Genomic DNA, 19,631 nt, shown 5'->3' on the forward strand with positions numbered 1-19,631 from the left:
AGTGAAAGTAGTGGACAATTTAAAAAACATCGAAGAAAAAATAAATATAGCATGTGAAAATAGTGGCAGGGACCGTGAAGGTATAAAATTAATCGCAGTGACAAAATATGTTTCGGTCGAGAGAGCAAAGGAAGCATTGGAAGCGGGAATAAGCGATTTGGGTGAAAACCGTGACGAAGGGCTATTGAATAAATATGAAGTGCTGAAGGACAAGCCCAACTGGCATTATATTGGCTCCATGCAAACACGCAAAGTAAAAAATGTCATCGATAAAATTGCGTATATCCATTCATTGGATCGCATTTCTTTGGCAGAAGAAATTCAAAAACGTGCAAATGAGCCGATAAACTGTTTAGTGCAGGTGAACGTTTCAGGTGAAGAATCAAAACATGGCTTGAATCCTGAAGCGACAATGGATTTCATAAAAGGGTTATCTCATTTTGATAAGGTGAATGTTGCAGGATTGATGACGATGGCTCCATTGACTGATGATCAACAGGTTTTGCGGGAGTGCTTCCGGAAACTAAAGGGCATCCAGGCGGAGATACAAAATGCCGGTTTGAAGCATGCTCCCTGCACTGAATTGTCCATGGGGATGTCCAATGATTTCATGATTGCCATTGAGGAAGGCGCTACAATGATTAGGATTGGTACTGCACTTGTAGGCGAATAATTTTAAGGAGGTACGCTATAGATGTCATTCGTATCAAAATTTAAATCTTATTTCGCGCTGGATGATGAGTATGAGTACAAGGATGAAGAGTTGGAAGAAGAGGAGGCTGAACCTAAAGCCGTGAAGTCAGCTAAACAACAGCAGCCCGCTTCTGCAGGGAATAATACCAATCAGAATATCGTAAGTTTGCAAAGCGTACAGAAATCTTCTAAAGTAGTATTATTGGAGCCTCGAGCTTATGCAGAAGCCCAGGAGGTAGCTGACCATTTAAAAAATAGACGTGCAGTAGTTGTGAACCTTCAACGAATCCAGCATGATCAAGGAAAGCGAATCATCGATTTTCTAAGTGGGACTGTCTATGCAATCAGCGGGGACATCCAAAAAATCGGAACAGATATATTCTTATGTACCCCGGACAACGTCGATGTTTCCGGTAATATTACCGGCTTCGCCGCCGATGAGGAGTACGAAGAAGCGAGGTGGTAATGGTTAATGGGTTTAGTGCTTCAAGGTTTATATTATTTAATTGAAATTTATTCAATGGCATTAATCGTTTACATATTGATGTCATGGTTCCCCAACGCAAGGGAGACATCGATTGGTCAATTCCTGGAAAAGATTTGCGAACCGTATTTAGAACCGTTCAGAAAGTTCATACCGCCACTTGGCATGATTGATCTTTCACCGCTTGTGGCCCTGCTGGTGCTTAACTTTGCCAGCGGTTATGGAATCTATTACCTACAGACTTTAATAGGATGATCAACAACAATTAACCTGACATGCATATTACTACACAGTCGGAAAATTTCCGCTGTGTAGTAGCAACGAAGAACAATTTAATCAATTCCTTATGATCGACCATTAATTTGATAACTAAGGAGCATTTATTCAATCATGAGTATTTATCAGCATTTCAGGCCGGAGGAAAAAGATTTTATTGATCAGGCAATGAATTGGATCGATCAGGTCAAGAATTCCTACGCTCCGAAACTATCTGATTTTCTTGATCCGCGCCAGCAGGAAATCCTTACTTCCTTATTAGGGAATGATCCGGATGCAAAACTGCAATTTAATGGCGGGAGCGATTTCGTAGAGCGAAAGCGTGTGCTCATTTACCCTGATTATTACTCTCCTGAACCATCGGATTTCAATATCTCCTTATACGATATCTCCTATCCAAAAAAGTTTGTTACGCTTGAACATAGGCAAATACTTGGAACCTTGATGTCACTAGGGGTAAAACGTGAAAAATTTGGTGATATAATAGTGACGGAGGAGCATATTCAATTTATCGCTGCCGGAGAGATGGATTTATACCTCACAGGAAACCTGGAAAAAATAGGTAGCGCTTCCGTTTCAATCAAAAGGCTTCCAATCGAGAATATCATCCAAGTTAATGAAAAATGGGAAGAGCAAGTCACCACAGTCAGTTCCCTTAGGCTTGACAGTGTCCTATCGTCCGTCCTGAATATGTCCCGTCAAAAAACCCAGGCCTTGATAACATCAGGAAAAGTAAAGGTTAATTTCAAGCAAACGGAAAACGTCTCGGAAGAATGCCGTGAGGGTGATACACTTTCAATCAGAGGTTTTGGCAGATGTAAAATAGCTTCAATTGATGGGAAAACCAAGAAGGATAAGTGGAGAATCTCGTTAGGCAGACAAAAATAATTCAATATCAAGCAGGATTCATACATTTATTGTCGAATATAGAGTTTTAACATACTAGAGTAGAAACCGTTCTGGAGGTGCCGTAATGCCCTTAACCCCGATAGATATACATAACAAGGAATTTAACAAAGTATTTCGAGGGTATGATGAAGATGAAGTAAATGAATTTCTCGATCAGGTCATTAAGGATTATGAATTGATTTTGAGAGAGAAGAAAGAACTTGAGGATAAGCTGAACGAGACTTATGATCGTTTGGGACATTTTACGACAATCGAGGGTACACTTAATAAGTCGATTATTGTCGCACAAGAGGCAGCCGAAGAATTAAGGCGCAATGCCCAAAAAGAAGCGAAACTGATCATAAAGGAAGCAGAGAAAAATGCGGACCGGATCGTCAATGAGTCACTTGTGAAAGCAAGGAAAATAGCGATGGATATCGAAGATTTGAAAAAGCAATCCAAAGTATTCCGGACACGTTTTAAAATGCTTGTCGGAGCGCAGCTGGATTTGCTGGACAATGACGATTGGGACCATCTGCTGGATTATGAAGTAGATGCGACTGAAATAGAATTAAATGAGAAAGTGGAAGAGGAAATTTAAACGATTCCTTGACTTTGAACACTTTTTTCGCATATAATTTTTTAACAATACTATTCATTATGACATTAGACGATGACAGGGAAAGTAAATTCTTCACACACTTATTTTTAGCGAACCGGGGATGGTGAAAGCCCGGAATAAGCGAAGATATTGAAGATCACCCTTGAGTTCTGAGTTGAACCTGCTTTTGCAGAAAGTAAATGAAGCGTTTCATTCACGTTACGAATGCTCGAGAGGTTGGATTCACTTTGTGAATCTTTCTAACCAGGGTGGTACCGCGGGAAGCAAAGCTTTCTCGTCCCTTTTTTAGGGATGAGGGGGCTTTTTATTTTGGCCGGATATCAAGTCATCGGTTCGAATGAATTTTTATAAAGATGGATGGAGGATTTTATAATGGAATACAAAGATACCTTATTGATGCCTAAAACTGAATTTCCAATGCGGGGGAATTTACCGAAACGTGAGCCGGAAATCCAAGAAAAATGGAATGAAATGAACATCTATAAAAAAGTGCAAGAACAAACGGAAGGACGGCCTTTATTCATTTTGCATGATGGACCACCATATGCTAACGGCGATATCCATATGGGCCATGCAATGAATAAGGTTTTAAAGGATTTCATTGTCCGTTTTAAATCGATGAGCGGTTTTCAAGCACCGTATGTACCTGGCTGGGATACGCATGGGTTGCCAATCGAAACGGCATTGACAAAAAAAGGCGTGAAACGGAAAGAAATGAGCGTTGCCGAATTCAGAAAGCTTTGTGAAGAATATGCTTACGTTCAGATTAACAATCAACGTGAGCAGTTTAAGAGAATTGGGGTCCGTGGTGATTGGGATAATCCTTATATCACATTAAAGCCTGAATATGAAGCACAGCAAATCAAGGTCTTCGGTGAAATGGCGAAAAAAGGCTATATTTATAAAGGAAAAAAACCTGTTTACTGGTCTCCATCAAGTGAATCGGCCCTTGCCGAAGCTGAAATTGAGTATCAAGACAAACGTTCTGCATCGATCTATGTTGCTTTTGAAGTCACAGATGGCAAAGGTGTAATCGAAGAAGGCGTAAAGATCATCATCTGGACAACAACTCCTTGGACGATCCCGGCTAACCTTGGTATCTCATTGCATCCGCAATTAAATTACGTAGTAGTGGCTGTCGAAAATGAAAAATTCTTAATTGCCGAAGCGCTACTTGAATCGGTTACAGAAACTTTAGGCTGGGATAACCCGTCTATCTTGAAAACAGTAAAAGGGAGCGAGTTGGACCGCGCTGTTGCCAAACATCCTCTTTATGACCGCGAATCTTTAGTGATGTTGGGTGAGCACGTAACAACTGAAGCTGGTACGGGTTGTGTTCATACTGCACCTGGACATGGTGAAGATGACTTTATCATTGGGCAAAAATACGGCTTGGACGTACTTTGTCCTGTAGATGAAAAAGGGGTCATGACGGAAGAGGCAGGAGAATTTGCTGGATTATTTTATGATCAAGCTAATAAACCAATTACTGAAAAATTAACAGAAGCAGGCGCGTTATTGAACTTGACGTTCATTACACACTCTTATCCACATGACTGGCGGACGAAGAAACCAACGATCTTCCGTGCAACGGCACAATGGTTCGCCTCAATCAAAGACTTCCGCAGTGAACTTCTGGAAGCAATTGAAGAAACAAAATGGGTACCCGCTTGGGGTGAAACGCGCCTATTCAATATGGTCCGTGACCGCGGGGATTGGTGTATTTCCCGTCAACGTGCATGGGGCGTGCCAATTCCAGTCATTTATGCAGAAAATGGCGAGCCGATCATTACGGATGAAACCATCAACCATATTTCAAACCTATTCCGCGAACACGGTTCAAACATCTGGTTTGAGCGTGAAGCGAAAGATCTTCTGCCTGAAGGCTATACACATGAAGGCAGCCCGAATGGTATCTTTACGAAAGAAACGGATATCATGGATGTATGGTTCGACTCCGGTTCTTCTCATCAGGCGGTACTTGAAGAAAGAGACGACCTGCAGCGGCCTGCTGATCTTTATTTAGAAGGTTCCGATCAATACCGCGGCTGGTTTAACTCATCACTTTCAACAAGTGTTGCGGTCACAGGCAAAGCGCCATATAAAGGCGTGCTGAGCCACGGGTTCGCATTGGATGGCGAAGGTCGTAAAATGAGTAAGTCGATTGGGAACGTCGTCCTGCCATCTAAGGTCATGAACCAACTTGGTGCAGATATTTTACGCCTTTGGGTTGCTTCGGTGGATTACCAATCGGATGTCAGGGTTTCCGATCCTATTTTAAAACAAGTTTCTGAAGTGTACCGGAAAATCCGTAATACATTCCGCTTCTTGTTAGGGAACTTGGATGGATTCAATCCAGAAACCGATAAAGTGGCAGTCCAAGAATTACCTGAAGTAGACCGTTACATGCTAGTTAAATTGAATAAGCTGATCACACAATCGAAGCTAAGTTATGAAAATTATGAGTTTGCCACAATTTATAATATGGTCAATAATTTCTGCACACAGGATTTAAGTTCGTTCTACCTTGATTATGCGAAAGACATTCTTTATTGTGAAGCACCAAATGGAAAAGAGCGTTTGGCCATTCAAACGGTTCTTTACGAATCATTGGTCAGCTTAACGAAATTGGTGTCACCAATCCTCTCACATACAGCTGATGAAGTATGGGCTTTCATTCCGGGAGTGACGGAAGAAAGTGTACAGTTGACATTGATGCCTAAGGAAATTTCCATCGATGATGCTGAAATCATTGAAGAAAAATGGACTGCGTTCATGAATGTCCGTGATAATGTGCTGAAAGCATTAGAAGAAGCCCGGAACCAAAAAGTCATCGGAAAATCACTGAACGCAAAAGTGATGGTATATGTTAATGAAGAAACGAAGAATTTGCTCGATAGCATTAAGGAAAGCTTTGAACAGTTATTCATCGTTTCCGAATTTGAAATCGCTGGCAATGTTGCAAATGCCCCGGCAGAAGCGGTTAAACTAGAGGATATTGCGATCCTTGTCACAAAAGCAGAAGGTGAAACGTGTGAACGTTGCTGGAATGTTTCGAAAGAAGTAGGTCAAGTGGAAGAACATCCAACACTTTGCCCACGTTGTGCAACAGTCGTGAAGAAGCATTATGTGAATCAATAATTCCAAAAGGAAGGCCGGTCCCTTATGAAGGGACCGGCTTTTTTGTGGGAAATAGAACAGAAAGGGCTGTAAGCATCCTACATTAGGGAATGTTGACCTTTTCTTCATTATCCAGGTATTATCCGTACTATAAAAAACAGACTTCTGTTTTTCGTATTAGTTATTATTTCTAGTTTATGCTACAATTCAAAAGTGAAGATTTGATTAGTTTGGGGGAAAAAGTGTGTTTTATTATTTAATAGCCCTTTTGGTCATAGCTTTCGATCAGCTGACAAAATGGATGATTGTGCAAAAAATGGAGTACGGAGAAAGCATTGAAATTATTGAAAACCTTCTATATATCACCTCGCATCGTAATCGTGGGGCAGCATGGGGAATTCTACAAGGTCAAATGTGGTTTTTCTACATCATCACCATCGCTGTCATTATTGGACTTGTCTATTATATTCAGAAGATGGCGAAGGAAAGCCGTTTGCTTGGAGTTGCACTTGCTCTCATGCTAGGCGGTGCGATTGGTAATTTCATCGATCGTGTTGCTCGTCAGGAAGTAGTGGATTTCGTTCATACCTATATTTTCAGCTACAGTTTCCCGGTATTTAATGTTGCTGATGCTTCGCTTTCAATTGGTGTCGGATTGCTCGTGATTCATATGTTTTTAGAAGAAAAAAAAGCTAAGGAGAAAGATAATGGATAAAAGGTTATACAGCATCGATGAAACACTAAAAGGAGTTAGGATTGATAAGGCTCTTTCCACTTTGAATGAGGAATGGTCACGTACTCAGGTCCAGCAATGGATTAAAGATGACCATGTTTTAGTAAATGGCTCGGCTATAAAGACGAATTACAAAGCTATTCCTGGCGATACGATCGAAGTGACGATTCCTGAACTTGAGGAATTGGATGCAGTAGCAGAGGAAATGAATTTGGATATCTATTATGAAGATGCTGATGTACTCGTGGTTAATAAACCGAGCGGTATGGTCGTCCACCCAGCACCTGGACATGTATCAGGCACGCTTGTAAATGGCTTGATGGCTCACTGCAACGATCTTTCTGGAATCAACGGTGTGATGCGACCTGGAATCGTCCATCGAATCGACAAAGATACATCAGGTCTATTGATGGTTGCAAAAAATGATATGGCACATGAAAAACTTGTGCAGCAGCTTGTTGACAAAACGGTTACCCGTAAGTATCAAGCTGTAGTTCATGGAGTGATCCCTCATGACTTCGGAACAATTGATGCACCGATCGGCCGGGATAAAAAGGATCGCCAAAGCATGACTGTCACAGATTCAAATTCCAAAAATGCTGTTACACATTTCCGGGTCATTGAACGTTTCAATGACTTCACTTTGGTGGAATGCCAGCTTGAAACAGGCAGGACGCATCAAATCCGTGTTCACATGAAATACATTGGGTTCCCACTTGCCGGAGATCCGAAATATGGTCCGAAAAAGACCCTGAAATTAGATGGACAAGCATTGCACGCTGGTCTTCTGGGTTTCATTCATCCACGTACAAATGAGTATATGGAGTTCGAAGCTCCGATTCCGGAAGAGTTTGAAAATCTAATTAATCAATTGCGTAGAAGTAAGGATTGACAAATACGTTTTTCTGATATATTATAATAACAACTTAATAAGAACCTTTAACACAGTTCAGAGAGACTGAGAAGGAAACGGATGCGCAAATTGGGATAATTCTACCCATGGCGATAAAATCCTCATGCCTTCTTGGCATGAGGATTTTTTATTGAAGAAAACCAATCAGAAATAGGGAATCGGGGTGGCCGACATGTTGAATGAGAAAGCCATAGTACTTGATGAACAGGCCATTAGCAGAGCCTTGACGAGAATTGCCCATGAAATTATTGAAAAAAATAAGGGTATTGAAAATTGCGTCTTAATCGGGATCCGTACACGCGGGATTTTCCTCGCCGACCGGCTTGCAAAGCGCATCAATCAAATAGAAGGTAAGGAAATAGAGCTGGGTGAACTGGATATTACACTTTATCGCGATGACCTCTCGAAAAAGTCCAATGATGGGGAACCCGTAGTAAAAGGTTCAGACATTCCGGTCAATATCAGCAACAAGAAAGTGATTTTAGTGGATGATGTTCTTTTTACCGGCAGAACCGTTAGAGCGGCAATGGATGCTCTGGTGGATTTGGGAAGACCTTCGCAAATCCAGCTCGCGGTATTAGTTGACAGGGGACATAGGGAACTGCCGATACGTGCGGATTTCGTTGGGAAAAACGTTCCGACTTCCCAATCTGAAAAAATTACAGTTACTTTAACAGAAGTAGATGAAATAGATCAAGTCACTATATTAGAAAAATAAACAACATGAAAATTTCATAACCCTTTTAAAGACAGTCCAGAGAGGCTGGCAAAGGGAGTCAATCGGGAGAGTTGTGTCTATGTATAGGCATTCCGCCTTCTGAGAAACCCTCTTTGTATAAACTGCAAAGAGGGTTTTTGCAGTCTTGATGCAATTTTCATGAGGGGGATTCGGAAATGGAAGAAACAAAAAGGGACATCGTACTGGATGTCGAGGACGTGCCAAAGGCTGGCCAGTGGATAACGTTAAGCATCCAGCATCTGTTCGCCATGTTCGGAGCAACGGTACTGGTTCCATTCTTGGTTGGGTTAAGCCCGGCGGTAGCACTGGTTTCAAGCGGATTAGGAACACTTTCATACTTATTGATTACCAAAGGTCAGATTCCTGCATATCTCGGTTCATCTTTTGCCTTCATTACGCCAATCATTGCGGCAAAGGCTTTAGGAGGACCGGAAGCGGCCATGATCGGCTGTTTTTCAGCAGGGTTCATATATGGGATAGTAGCTTTGATTATCCAAAAAGTAGGATTGCGCTGGCTAATGAATTTGCTTCCTCCGGTTGTGGTTGGCCCAGTTATCATTGTAATCGGGTTAAGCCTCGCTGGAACGGCCGTGGACATGGCGATGTATGATCCGCAAAAAAATTACAGTGTCACTTATATTATAATAGCGCTAATAACTTTAGCGGTAACCATCATCTGCAACGTGTTCTTTAAGGGGTTCATTAACTTGATTCCTATATTAATGGGAATAATAGTTGGCTACAGCTGTTCAGCAGTTGCGGGAATTATAGATTATGAACCAATTAAATCTGCACAATGGTGGGAAATGCCGAAATTCATGTTTCCTTATATAACCTATACACCGACCTTCTCATGGGAAGTCATTGCGATCATGGTCCCTGTGGCCGTCGTCACTTTATCAGAACATATCGGGCACCAGATGGTACTGAGCAAAGTAGTCGGAAGGAATTTTTTGGAAAAGCCTGGTTTGCATCGCTCGATTTTAGGAGATGGGGCAGGAATCATGATTGGTTCCTTAATCGGTGGGCCACCGCTCACATCATACGGTGAAAATATTGGGGTCCTGACCATGACAAAGGCATTTAGTGTTTATATCATCGGGGGGGCAGCGTTAACTGCAATCATCTTTGGCTTTAACGGTAAGATTTCAGCAGTCATCAGCTCGATACCTACAGCAGTGATGGGCGGCATTTCCATCTTACTCTTCGGAATCATCGCATCAAGTGGCTTAAGGATGCTGATTGATAATAAGGTTGATTTTGACAAGAAAAGAAACCTGATGATAGCTTCAGTCATACTGGTGTTAGGAATCGGAGGCGCGTTTGTACAACTATCGAAAACAGTATCGCTTTCCGGCATGGCACTTTCAGCCATCGTCGGGATCCTTCTTAACTTGATTCTTCCGGACCGGGAAAAAATATCCGGAGACATCTTTGAAAAATAAGTGAAACTGCATCAAAACAATAGATCACCTTTTAAAAGAAGTCCAGAGAGGCTTAAAAGGGTGTTGCTATAAAGATGAATGAGAACGGGATAAAATGATGAACCATTCCTCGTACTCACAATTCTTTATGACCTACACCCTATCCTTAATGGCGGGGTGTTTTTTTATCCCCCGCATCACAAATGTGAAGGGAGCAGGATCGATGAAAATGTTATTTACGATGAATGAATTGACTATAACTGACATTGAAAAAATATTACATGAGGCTGAAGGATTTGCCAACGGATCTGGCTGGAATCCAAAACAGCAGACCACAGTTGCCAATCTGTTCTTTGAACCAAGCACACGAACAAAATCAAGCTTTGAAATGGCTGAAAGAAAACTGGGTCTTGAGGTCATTCCTTTTGATGCGGGTACATCATCCGTGTTAAAAGGGGAAACCTTATATGACACTGTTAAAACGTTCGAAGCAATAGGCGTCAATGCCTTGATCATCCGTCATGAGCAGGATAATTATTTTGACGAGTTGAAAGAGAAAATCGGTATTCCGATAATCAATGCAGGGGATGGATGCGGAAATCATCCAACCCAGTCATTACTTGACTTATTGACGATAAAACAAGAGTTTAAAAGTTTCGAGGGTCTGAAGATTGCGATAATCGGGGATGTGAGGCATAGTCGGGTTGCAAAATCGAATGCAGAAGCATTGACTCGTTTAGGAGCGAATGTCGTATTTTCAGGTCCGCCTGGATGGTTTGACAGAACCAACAGTTTAGGAAGATATGAAGACATCGATCAAGCGATGGCGACATCGGATGTAGTCATGCTGCTTAGAATCCAGCATGAAAGGCATATCGAAAAATACGACCAGGCAAATGGAGATTATCTGGAGAATTTTGGTCTGACCAAACAACGTGAAAAAAATATGAAACCGGGTGCGATCATCATGCATCCTGCACCAATAAACCGTGGTGTTGAAATAGACAGTGAATTAGTCGAATGCAGCCGCTCAAGAATTTTTAAACAAATGGAAAATGGCGTGTTCATAAGAATGGCCGTATTGAAAAATGTGCTTGAACAATCCGAAGGGGGAATCAACCATGAAAACTGTAATCAAAAATGGAGTATTGCTAGATAATCAAAATTCATTCAAAAAAGCGGACATTGAATTAGAAGGAAAGGTCATCACAAAAATCGGCGAGAACTTATCAACGGAAAATTGTAAGGTTGTTGACGCTGAAGGGTTACTTATTACATCAGGGTTTATTGACCTGCATGTCCATTTGCGCGAACCGGGCGGTGAACATAAGGAAACAATCGCAAGTGGAACGCTTGCAGCGGCAAGAGGCGGTTTCACTACGGTAGCGGCAATGCCTAATACAAGGCCAGTTCCTGATACAGTGGAAAATCTTGAAGCTCTTAACCGAAAAATTGAAGAAACGGCGCATGTCAGGGTCCTCCCTTATGCATCCATAACGATTAGGGAAGCCGGCAAGGAGTTGACCGACTTTTCTTCATTAAAACAAACGGGTGCTTTCGCCTTTACGGACGATGGCGTAGGAATTCAAGAAGCCGGGATGATGTTTGAAGCGATGAAACGGGCAGCCGCACAGGATATGGCCATAGTCGCTCATTGTGAAGATAATAGCTTGATCAATAAAGGCTCCGTCCATGAAGGAAGATTCTCAAAGGAACAGGGGATCAATGGAATTCCGTCAGTATGTGAAGCTGTACATATTGCCCGGGATATCCTCCTTGCGGAAGCGGCAAACTGTCATTATCACGTTTGCCATATATCCACGAAGGAATCGGTTAGAACGGTGAGGGATGCCAAACGTGCAGGTATTCGTGTCACAGCCGAAGTTACACCGCATCATTTATTATTGTGTGAAGATGATATACCGGGACTTGATACGAATTATAAAATGAACCCGCCATTAAGGGGTCGTGAAGATCGGGACGCGCTGATAGAAGGACTGCTTGACGGAACCATCGATTTTATAGCAACAGACCATGCACCGCATGCGGCTGAGGAAAAAGCGCAGGGAATGCAGCTAGCTCCTTTCGGAATAGTGGGATTGGAAACGGCCTTCCCGTTGCTTTACACCGAATTGGTTAAAAAGGGCGTCCTAACATTAAAGCAATTGGTCGATTTCCTGACGGTCAAACCAGCTGAAAGTTTCTCGCTTCCTTATGGAGAGCTAAAGGAAGGTGCTACAGCCGATATCGTGCTCATCGATTTGGAAACGGAAAAAGGAATTAATAATGAAGAGTTTGCTTCAAAAGGAAAAAATACACCTTTTAATGAAAAGAAATGTTATGGCTGGCCAGTCATGACGATTGCAGAAGGAAAAACAGTTTGGGAAAAAGGACGTGTTCAAGGATGAAAAGACAACTAATTTTAGAAGACGGTACGGTTTTCCTTGGGGAAGCATTCGGAGGGGACGTAGAAAAAATAGGTGAAGTCGTTTTTAACACAGGAATGACAGGGTACCAGGAGATTCTATCCGATCCATCTTATTGCGGTCAAATCGTTACACTTACGTATCCATTGATCGGGAACTACGGGATAAACCGGGATGACTTTGAATCCATAAATCCGGCGATATCAGGATTCGTCGTTAAGGAAACAGCAGAACTTCCTTCAAACTGGCGAAACCAATCATCTCTTGATGAATATCTGAAAATGAAGAACATACCTGGAATAAGCGGAATCGATACGAGAAAGCTGACAAGGATCATCAGGAAATCTGGTGCACTTAAAGGAGCGCTCTGCAATATCAATAAAGATGCCGAAGAGGTTGTTTCCCAATTGAGAGCAACGGTAATTCCTTCTAATCAAGTGAAACAGGTTTCAACAAAAACACCTTATTCAAGCCCGGGCAGAGGCCCGCGGGTAGTTCTTGTAGACTATGGCATGAAGCATGGGATTTTACGTGAGTTAACGAAGCGGGGCTGTGATGTCGTGGTTGTGCCTTATAACGTTACCGCTGAGGAAGTTATGCAATATCACCCAGATGGTGTGATGCTTTCAAACGGTCCTGGAGATCCGAAAAGTGTTCATGAAACGCTTGAAATGATTCGTACAATCCAAACGGAAGTGCCGTTATTCGGAATCTGTTTAGGACATCAATTATTCGCACTTGCAAACGGGGCGGATACGGAAAAATTAAAATTCGGTCATCGAGGCTCTAACCATCCGGTTAAAGACCTTCGTACCGGGAAGATATCCATCACATCTCAAAATCATGGATACACAGTTGAAGAGCTTTCCATTAAAAAGACTGATCTTATTGTGACACATACAGCATTGAATGACGATACGATTGAAGGGCTGCGCCATAAAAAATACCCGGCTTTCACCGTACAATATCACCCGGAAGCATCACCAGGACCGGAAGACGCCAACTACTTATTCAATGAATTCTTACAAATGATTGAAGCTGCAAACACCAAGGGGGAAAAAACATGCCAAAACGCACTGATATAAAAAGCATCCTAGTAATTGGTTCCGGTCCGATCGTCATCGGACAGGCCGCCGAGTTCGATTATGCAGGAACCCAAGCATGTATAGCCTTAAAAGAAGAAGGTTATCGAGTGATCCTGATTAACTCTAACCCGGCTACAATCATGACAGACAGTGAAATGGCCGATGCGGTTTATATCGAACCGATCACATTGGAATTTGTCAGCAAAATCATTCGTAAAGAGCGTCCAGATGCACTATTACCTACCCTGGGCGGACAGACTGGATTGAACATGGCAGTCGAGCTTGCCGAAGCAGGAATCCTTGAAGAATGCAATGTGCAAATTCTTGGAACGAAACTTTCCGCTATCCAACAAGCCGAAGACCGTGACCTTTTCCGTACCCTAATGAACGATCTTGGGGAACCAGTACCTGACAGCGACATAATTCATAATTTGGAAGAGGCTTATACATTCGTGGAACGAGTCGGTTATCCGGTCATTGTTCGTCCGGCCTTCACGCTTGGCGGAACAGGCGGTGGGATTTGTGATAACGAAGAGCAACTGATCGAGATTGTTGAGGGTGGCCTGAAAAGCAGTCCGGTTCACCAATGTCTGCTTGAGAAGAGCATTGCCGGTTGCAAAGAAGTGGAATATGAAGTGATGCGTGATTCCAATGATAATGCAATTGTCGTTTGTAATATGGAAAACTTCGACCCTGTAGGTGTCCATACAGGCGATTCAATAGTTGCCGCACCAAGCCAAACATTAAGTGACAGAGAGTATCAAATGCTTAGAAATACGTCTTTAAAAATTATCCGTGCCTTGAAAATTGAAGGTGGGTGCAATGTTCAGCTTGCGCTTGATCCGAACAGCTATCAATATTATGTCATTGAAGTGAACCCTAGGGTCAGCCGTTCGTCAGCACTAGCTTCAAAAGCAACAGGATATCCAATTGCGAAGCTAGCAGCAAAGATAGCAGTCGGTTTAACGCTTGATGAAATGATGAACCCCGTCACAGGCAAAACCTATGCGAGCTTCGAACCGGCACTAGACTATGTAGTTACGAAGATTCCGCGTTGGCCTTTCGATAAGTTCGAGAGCGCAAATCGCAGGCTTGGGACACAAATGAAAGCGACCGGAGAAGTTATGGCAATCGGCCGTACATTCGAAGAATCCATCTTAAAAGCTGTACGTTCCCTTGAAGCAGGTATATACCATCTTGAATTGAATGACGAGTTTGAGGATGGAAAAATAGAGAAGCGGATCCGAAAAGCGGGAGATGAACGGTTATTCTATATCGGCGAAGCATTAAGAAGGGGGAAAACGATCGAAACCATTCACGAATGGAGCCAGATCGATTTATTCTTCTTGCACAAGTTGAAAAAGATAATCGACTTTGAGAAGGAGCTTCAAGAACATTCTTTTGATCGTGAAGTTCTGCAAAAGGCTAAAGAACTAGGGTTTTCTGATAAAACGATCGCAGAAATTTGGGAAGTTCCCGAAATTGACGTCTATGAGTACCGGAAACAACAAGGGATCATCCCTGTTTACAAAATGGTCGATACATGTGCTGCGGAATTCGAATCGGAAACACCGTATTTTTATGGGACATACGAAGATGAAAATGAATCCATCGTTACTGAAAAGAAAAGTGTCATTGTCCTGGGGTCTGGCCCAATTCGTATAGGACAAGGTGTAGAGTTTGATTATGCGACAGTACATTCAGTATGGGCCATCAAAGAAGCGGGGTATGAAGCGATCATCATCAACAACAATCCCGAAACAGTTTCGACGGATTTCAGTATCTCCGACAAACTTTACTTCGAACCATTGACTCTTGAAGATGTCATGCATGTCATCGATTTGGAAAAACCAGAAGGGGTCATTGTCCAGTTTGGTGGACAGACGGCGATTAACCTTGCAGATGGTCTTGTTGAAAGAGGAGTGAAGATCCTTGGTACTTCACTTGAAGACCTGGATAGGGCGGAAAACCGTAATAAGTTCGAAAAGGCCCTTAAGGATTTAGACATTCCGCAGCCGAAGGGTAAAACCGCAACATCGGTTGATGAAGCGATCGTCATTGCTGAAGACATTGGTTACCCGGTATTAGTAAGGCCTTCGTATGTACTCGGGGGAAGAGCGATGGAAATCGTCTATAAACAAGAGGAATTACTGCATTACATGAAAAATGCTGTGAAGATAAATCCAGATCATCCTGTCCTGATAGATCGCTACTTAACAGGTAAGGAAGTCGAAGTCGATGGAATTTCCGATGGAGAAACGGTCATAATCCCAGGAATAATGGAGCATATCGAACGTGCCGGCGTCCATTCCGGTGATTCGATTGCAGTCTATCCGCCTCAAAATCTAACGGAAAAACAAAAAGAGGTAATCATAGACTATACGACAAGATTGGCAAAAGGCTTGAATATAATTGGTCTCTTGAACATTCAATATGTCATCAGCAATGAAGAAGTGTATGTCATTGAAGTAAATCCACGTTCGAGCCGAACCGTTCCATTCTTAAGTAAAATTACGAATGTGCCGATGGCTAACTTAGCCACCAAGGTCATCCTGGGCCACTCACTTAAAAGCCAGGGGTATGAATCCGGATTAGTGCCAGAACAAACTGGGGTCTATGTAAAAGTTCCGGTCTTCTCTTTTGCAAAATTAAGAGGTGTGGACATTTCACTCGGACCTGAAATGAAATCGACTGGTGAAGTAATGGGAAAAGATAGCACACTTGAAAAGGCTTTATATAAAGGGCTGGTCGCTTCCGGCTTCAAGATTGAGGGGCATGGTTCGGTATTATTGACGATATCTGATAAAGATAAGCAAGAAGCGCTTCTTTTAGCAAAACGCTTCCATAATATCGGTTTCAAGCTGATAGCCACCAGCGGAACTGCTGCCTTATTGGAGCAATCCGGAATACCGACTGCGATTGTTGGTAAAATTGGCGAAGTAGGCACAAACCTCTTGGATGTTATCCGAAACGGGGAAGCACAATTCGTCATAAACACTTTGACCAAAGGGAAGCAGCCGGAACGCGATGGTTTTAGAATCCGACGTGAATCGGTTGAGAATGGAGTGACATGCCTTACATCCCTCGATACGGCAGAAGCCATTTTAAGAGTGATAGAATCCATGACCTTCTCGGCAGAGGCAATGGGAAAAACGGAAAAAAGTCGTGAGGTGAGCCATATATGATCAAGAAGGAAAGAATGAAGGTGTTAACTCATAAAGAACTGGCCCCATCCATCTTTGAACTTACTCTTCAAGGAGAACTGGTTTCAGAGATGAAACAACCAGGCCAGTTTGTCCAAGTCAAGACAACAGAAGGCACAGAGCCATTGTTAAGACGCCCGATTTCAATTTCTTCTTATAACAGCAGTGAAAAACAGTTCACGATGATATACCGGGCTGAAGGTAAAGGAACGACGCTGTTATCACAGCGTAAACAGGCAGAAGCGGTCGATATCTTAGGTCCTCTTGGCAACGGATTCCCTGTTCATGAAGCGAAAAAAGGCGAAACGGCATTATTGGTTGGTGGTGGGATTGGTGTCCCACCCCTGTATCAATTATCAAAGATGTTGGTTGCAAATGGTGTCAGGGTGATCCATGTATTGGGCTTCCAGACCAAGTCAGCCATCTTTTACGAGAAAGAGTTTAGTGAATTAGGTGATACCCATATTGCCACAGTGGATGGTTCATATGGGACAAAGGGATTTGTTACGACTGTGATTGACAACCTGGAACAGGAGTTTGCAACGATCTTTTCATGCGGGCCTACACCAATGCTAAAAGCATTGGAAGCGGGCTATCGTGAAAAAAAGCTTTACCTGTCCCTCGAGGAAAGGATGGGGTGCGGCATCGGTGCTTGCTTTGCCTGCGTATGTCATACAGGGGATGATCCAACTGGTTTCAGTTACAAAAAGGTATGCAGCGATGGACCCGTATTCCGGGCAGGAGAGGTGGTATTATGAGCAGGCTTTCAGTTGAGTTACCAGGATTACACTTGAAAAATCCAGTCATGCCAGCATCTGGATGCTTTGGGTTCGGCCGTGAATACAGTCAATTTTTTGACTTGGATATTCTTGGGGCGATCATGATTAAAGCGACCACTCCTGAGCCGAGGTTCGGTAACCCGACTCCGCGTGTTGCGGAAACCTCTTCGGGAATGCTGAACGCCATCGGTCTGCAGAATCCAGGTTTAGAAAAAGTCATCAGTGAAGAACTGGCTTGGTTAGGTGGATATGATGTCCCTATCATCGCTAACGTTGCGGGTTCACAAATAGCTGACTATGTAAAGGTTGCCAGTGACATAAGTAAGGTGGGGAATGTAAAGGCACTCGAATTGAATATCTCTTGTCCGAATGTTAAAGAAGGAGGCATAGCTTTCGGTACGGTACCGGAAGTTGCCAAAGAGGTAACCAAGGCGGTCAAGGAAGTATCTTCGGTTCCTGTATATGTGAAGCTTTCACCGAATGTCAGTAATATTGTGGAAATGGCCAAAGCTGTAGAAGAAGGCGGGGCTGACGGGTTGACAATGATAAACACATTAGTCGGCATGCGTTTGGATTTAAAAACCGGCAGGCCGATTCTTTCGAACAGAACGGGTGGGTTATCTGGTCCTGCAATAAAACCTGTTGCGCTCCGGATGATTTATGAAGTGAGCCAGCAAGTGTCGATTCCAATAATCGGAATGGGCGGAATCGCTACAGCAGAAGATGTCATTGAATTTTTCTATGCAGGTGCCAGTGCTGTTGCGGTGGGAACCGCCAACTTCGTGGATCCCTTTGTATGCCCGACCATCATCGAAGAATTACCGAAATTGTTGGATGAGCTTGGGTTTGACCATATTTCAGAATGTACCGGAAGGAGCTGGAAGCAGAATGAAGCAGTCACTAATTATCGCCCTTGATTTCCCGGACCTCATTCAAACGGAAAGATTTTTGAGTCAGTTCCCCTCCGAAAAACTCGCTGTAAAAGTGGGGATGGAATTATTTTATCAGAATGGACCAGCAATTATTTCTTACGTAAAAGAGCAAGGCCATGATGTGTTTTTGGACTTGAAACTTCATGATATTCCGAATACGGTCAAAATGGCCATGACAGGTTTGGCAACTTTAGGAGCTGACATGGTCAATGTACATGCTGCGGGTGGTCAAAAGATGATGGAAGCAGCTATGGAGGGTCTGGATAAAGGAACGTCAGCTGGAAAAAAACGTCCTTTATGCATAGGGGTTACCCAACTGACAAGCACGTCACAAGAACAAATGAACGTTGAGCAAAACATTGCCGGTTCTCTGGAGGACTCGGTCCTCCATTATGCAAAGCTTACTCAACAGGCAGGATTGGATGGCGTTGTCTGTTCCACTCATGAAGTAAAGAACATACATGAACGAATCGGACTTGAATTCTTAACAGTCACACCTGGAATCCGAAGTGCAGGTGGACAGACGCATGATCAAAAGAGAATTGCCACGCCTGAACAGGCAAGGGATTTTGGAGCGGATGCCATCGTTGTCGGGAGAGCCATAACGGGAGCTAAAGATCCATTAAAGGCCTATTTGGATATGAAAGCAGCTTGGGAGGGAATTTCATGTTAAATCAAAAGATAGCTGAACATTTATTGGAAATAAAAGCAGTGTACCTACAGCCGAATGACCCCTTCACTTGGGCATCTGGAATTCAATCACCCATTTATTGCGACAACCGCTTGACCCTTTCGTACCCAGAAGTCCGGAAGGAAATAGCGGAAGGGTTGAAAGGGTTGATTGAACAGCATTTCCCTGAGGCTGAACTGATCGCAGGCACAGCAACTGCCGGCATTCCGCATGCAGCTTGGGTGAGTGAAAAATTAAATGCACCCATGTGCTATGTTCGCTCCAAAGCTAAGGAGCACGGAAAGGGCAATCAAATCGAAGGCCGAGCTATTCCAGGACAAAAAGTTGTAGTTGTGGAAGACTTGATTTCAACCGGAGGCAGTGTAATTACTGCTGTTAACGCACTAAAAGAAGCTGGCTGTGAGGTTCTTGGAGTTGTTTCGATCTTTACTTACGAATTGGAAAAGGGAAAAGAAAAATTCAATGCTGAGGGTATCACTAACCATTCGTTGAGTGACTACTCGACTTTGATAAAAGTCGCAAATGAAAAAGGGTATATCACAGCAGATGAATTGGAAAAGCTAAAAAAATGGCGGGAGAATCCGGCAGATACTGCTTGGATTTCAGCATGAAAATGGAGGTGG

General features: G+C 43.0%; 18 protein-coding genes and 1 other annotated feature. All 18 genes read left to right on the forward strand.

Going from position 1 to position 19,631, the window contains the following annotated elements; translation table 11 throughout:
• Position 1 precedes the first annotated feature (1 nt).
• Complete coding sequence (locus UP17_RS07360) at positions 2–673, forward strand: YggS family pyridoxal phosphate-dependent enzyme (protein WP_061462339.1); 672 nt, start codon at positions 2–4, stop codon at positions 671–673.
• A gap of 21 nt (positions 674–694) precedes the next feature.
• Positions 695–1,159 carry a cell division protein SepF gene (locus UP17_RS07365; protein ID WP_061462340.1) on the forward strand — a complete coding sequence of 155 codons (465 nt, stop codon included), beginning with the start codon at positions 695–697 and terminating at the stop codon, positions 1,157–1,159.
• A gap of 6 nt (positions 1,160–1,165) precedes the next feature.
• The gene (locus UP17_RS07370; RefSeq protein ID WP_034313862.1) at positions 1,166–1,432 is read left to right on the forward strand and encodes a YggT family protein; all 267 of its coding nucleotides are present in this window, start codon (positions 1,166–1,168) and stop codon (positions 1,430–1,432) included.
• A gap of 135 nt (positions 1,433–1,567) precedes the next feature.
• Positions 1,568–2,341 (forward strand): YlmH family RNA-binding protein, encoded by a 774-nt coding sequence (locus UP17_RS07375; protein ID WP_061462341.1) that lies wholly within the window; start codon positions 1,568–1,570, stop codon positions 2,339–2,341.
• 85 nt (positions 2,342–2,426) lie between these two features.
• Complete coding sequence (locus UP17_RS07380; RefSeq protein WP_061462342.1) at positions 2,427–2,942, forward strand: DivIVA domain-containing protein; 516 nt, start codon at positions 2,427–2,429, stop codon at positions 2,940–2,942.
• A gap of 63 nt (positions 2,943–3,005) precedes the next feature.
• Positions 3,006–3,248, forward strand: a binding site (T-box leader).
• Positions 3,249–3,335: 87 nt separating this feature from the next.
• Positions 3,336–6,104 carry an isoleucine--tRNA ligase gene (gene ileS, locus UP17_RS07385; RefSeq protein WP_061462343.1) on the forward strand — a complete coding sequence of 923 codons (2,769 nt, stop codon included), beginning with the start codon at positions 3,336–3,338 and terminating at the stop codon, positions 6,102–6,104.
• 223 nt (positions 6,105–6,327) lie between these two features.
• The gene (lspA, locus tag UP17_RS07390; RefSeq protein ID WP_061462344.1) at positions 6,328–6,798 is read left to right on the forward strand and encodes a signal peptidase II; all 471 of its coding nucleotides are present in this window, start codon (positions 6,328–6,330) and stop codon (positions 6,796–6,798) included.
• Positions 6,791–7,708, forward strand: coding sequence for an RluA family pseudouridine synthase (locus UP17_RS07395; RefSeq protein WP_061462345.1), 918 nt, complete (start codon positions 6,791–6,793; stop codon positions 7,706–7,708). Before lspA ends, UP17_RS07395 begins: the two co-directional genes overlap by 8 nt.
• A gap of 193 nt (positions 7,709–7,901) precedes the next feature.
• Positions 7,902–8,447, forward strand: a complete 546-nt coding sequence (gene pyrR, locus UP17_RS07400; protein WP_061462346.1) for a bifunctional pyr operon transcriptional regulator/uracil phosphoribosyltransferase PyrR — start codon at positions 7,902–7,904, stop codon at positions 8,445–8,447.
• Between the two features lie 176 nt (positions 8,448–8,623).
• Entirely contained in the window at positions 8,624–9,913 is a 1,290-nt protein-coding gene (locus tag UP17_RS07405) for a solute carrier family 23 protein (RefSeq protein ID WP_061462347.1), read from the forward strand.
• 202 nt (positions 9,914–10,115) lie between these two features.
• A complete protein-coding gene (locus UP17_RS07410; RefSeq protein ID WP_061462348.1) occupies positions 10,116–11,051 on the forward strand; it encodes an aspartate carbamoyltransferase catalytic subunit in 936 nt (311 codons plus the stop codon).
• Positions 11,014–12,300, forward strand: a complete 1,287-nt coding sequence (locus tag UP17_RS07415) for a dihydroorotase (protein ID WP_061462349.1) — start codon at positions 11,014–11,016, stop codon at positions 12,298–12,300. The genes UP17_RS07410 and UP17_RS07415 overlap by 38 nt, the downstream gene beginning before the upstream one ends.
• On the forward strand, positions 12,297–13,403 hold the full coding sequence (locus tag UP17_RS07420; RefSeq protein WP_061462350.1) for a carbamoyl phosphate synthase small subunit: 1,107 nt from the start codon (positions 12,297–12,299) through the stop codon (positions 13,401–13,403). Before UP17_RS07415 ends, UP17_RS07420 begins: the two co-directional genes overlap by 4 nt.
• Positions 13,382–16,588 carry a carbamoyl-phosphate synthase large subunit gene (gene carB, locus UP17_RS07425; protein ID WP_061462351.1) on the forward strand — a complete coding sequence of 1,069 codons (3,207 nt, stop codon included), beginning with the start codon at positions 13,382–13,384 and terminating at the stop codon, positions 16,586–16,588. The genes UP17_RS07420 and carB overlap by 22 nt, the downstream gene beginning before the upstream one ends.
• Positions 16,585–17,364: a dihydroorotate dehydrogenase electron transfer subunit gene (locus tag UP17_RS07430; RefSeq protein ID WP_061462352.1), complete on the forward strand. Its 780-nt coding sequence runs from the start codon at positions 16,585–16,587 to the stop codon at positions 17,362–17,364. Before carB ends, UP17_RS07430 begins: the two co-directional genes overlap by 4 nt.
• Positions 17,361–18,302 (forward strand): dihydroorotate dehydrogenase, encoded by a 942-nt coding sequence (locus tag UP17_RS07435; RefSeq protein WP_061462353.1) that lies wholly within the window; start codon positions 17,361–17,363, stop codon positions 18,300–18,302. The genes UP17_RS07430 and UP17_RS07435 overlap by 4 nt, the downstream gene beginning before the upstream one ends.
• Positions 18,274–18,990, forward strand: a complete 717-nt coding sequence (pyrF, locus tag UP17_RS07440; protein WP_061462354.1) for an orotidine-5'-phosphate decarboxylase — start codon at positions 18,274–18,276, stop codon at positions 18,988–18,990. The genes UP17_RS07435 and pyrF overlap by 29 nt, the downstream gene beginning before the upstream one ends.
• Positions 18,984–19,619 (forward strand): orotate phosphoribosyltransferase, encoded by a 636-nt coding sequence (gene pyrE / locus UP17_RS07445; protein WP_061462355.1) that lies wholly within the window; start codon positions 18,984–18,986, stop codon positions 19,617–19,619. The genes pyrF and pyrE overlap by 7 nt, the downstream gene beginning before the upstream one ends.
• Positions 19,620–19,631: the final 12 nt, after the last annotated feature.

The sequence above is a fragment of the Peribacillus simplex genome (assembly GCF_001578185.1).
Classification (GTDB): domain Bacteria; phylum Bacillota; class Bacilli; order Bacillales; family DSM-1321; genus Peribacillus; species Peribacillus simplex_A.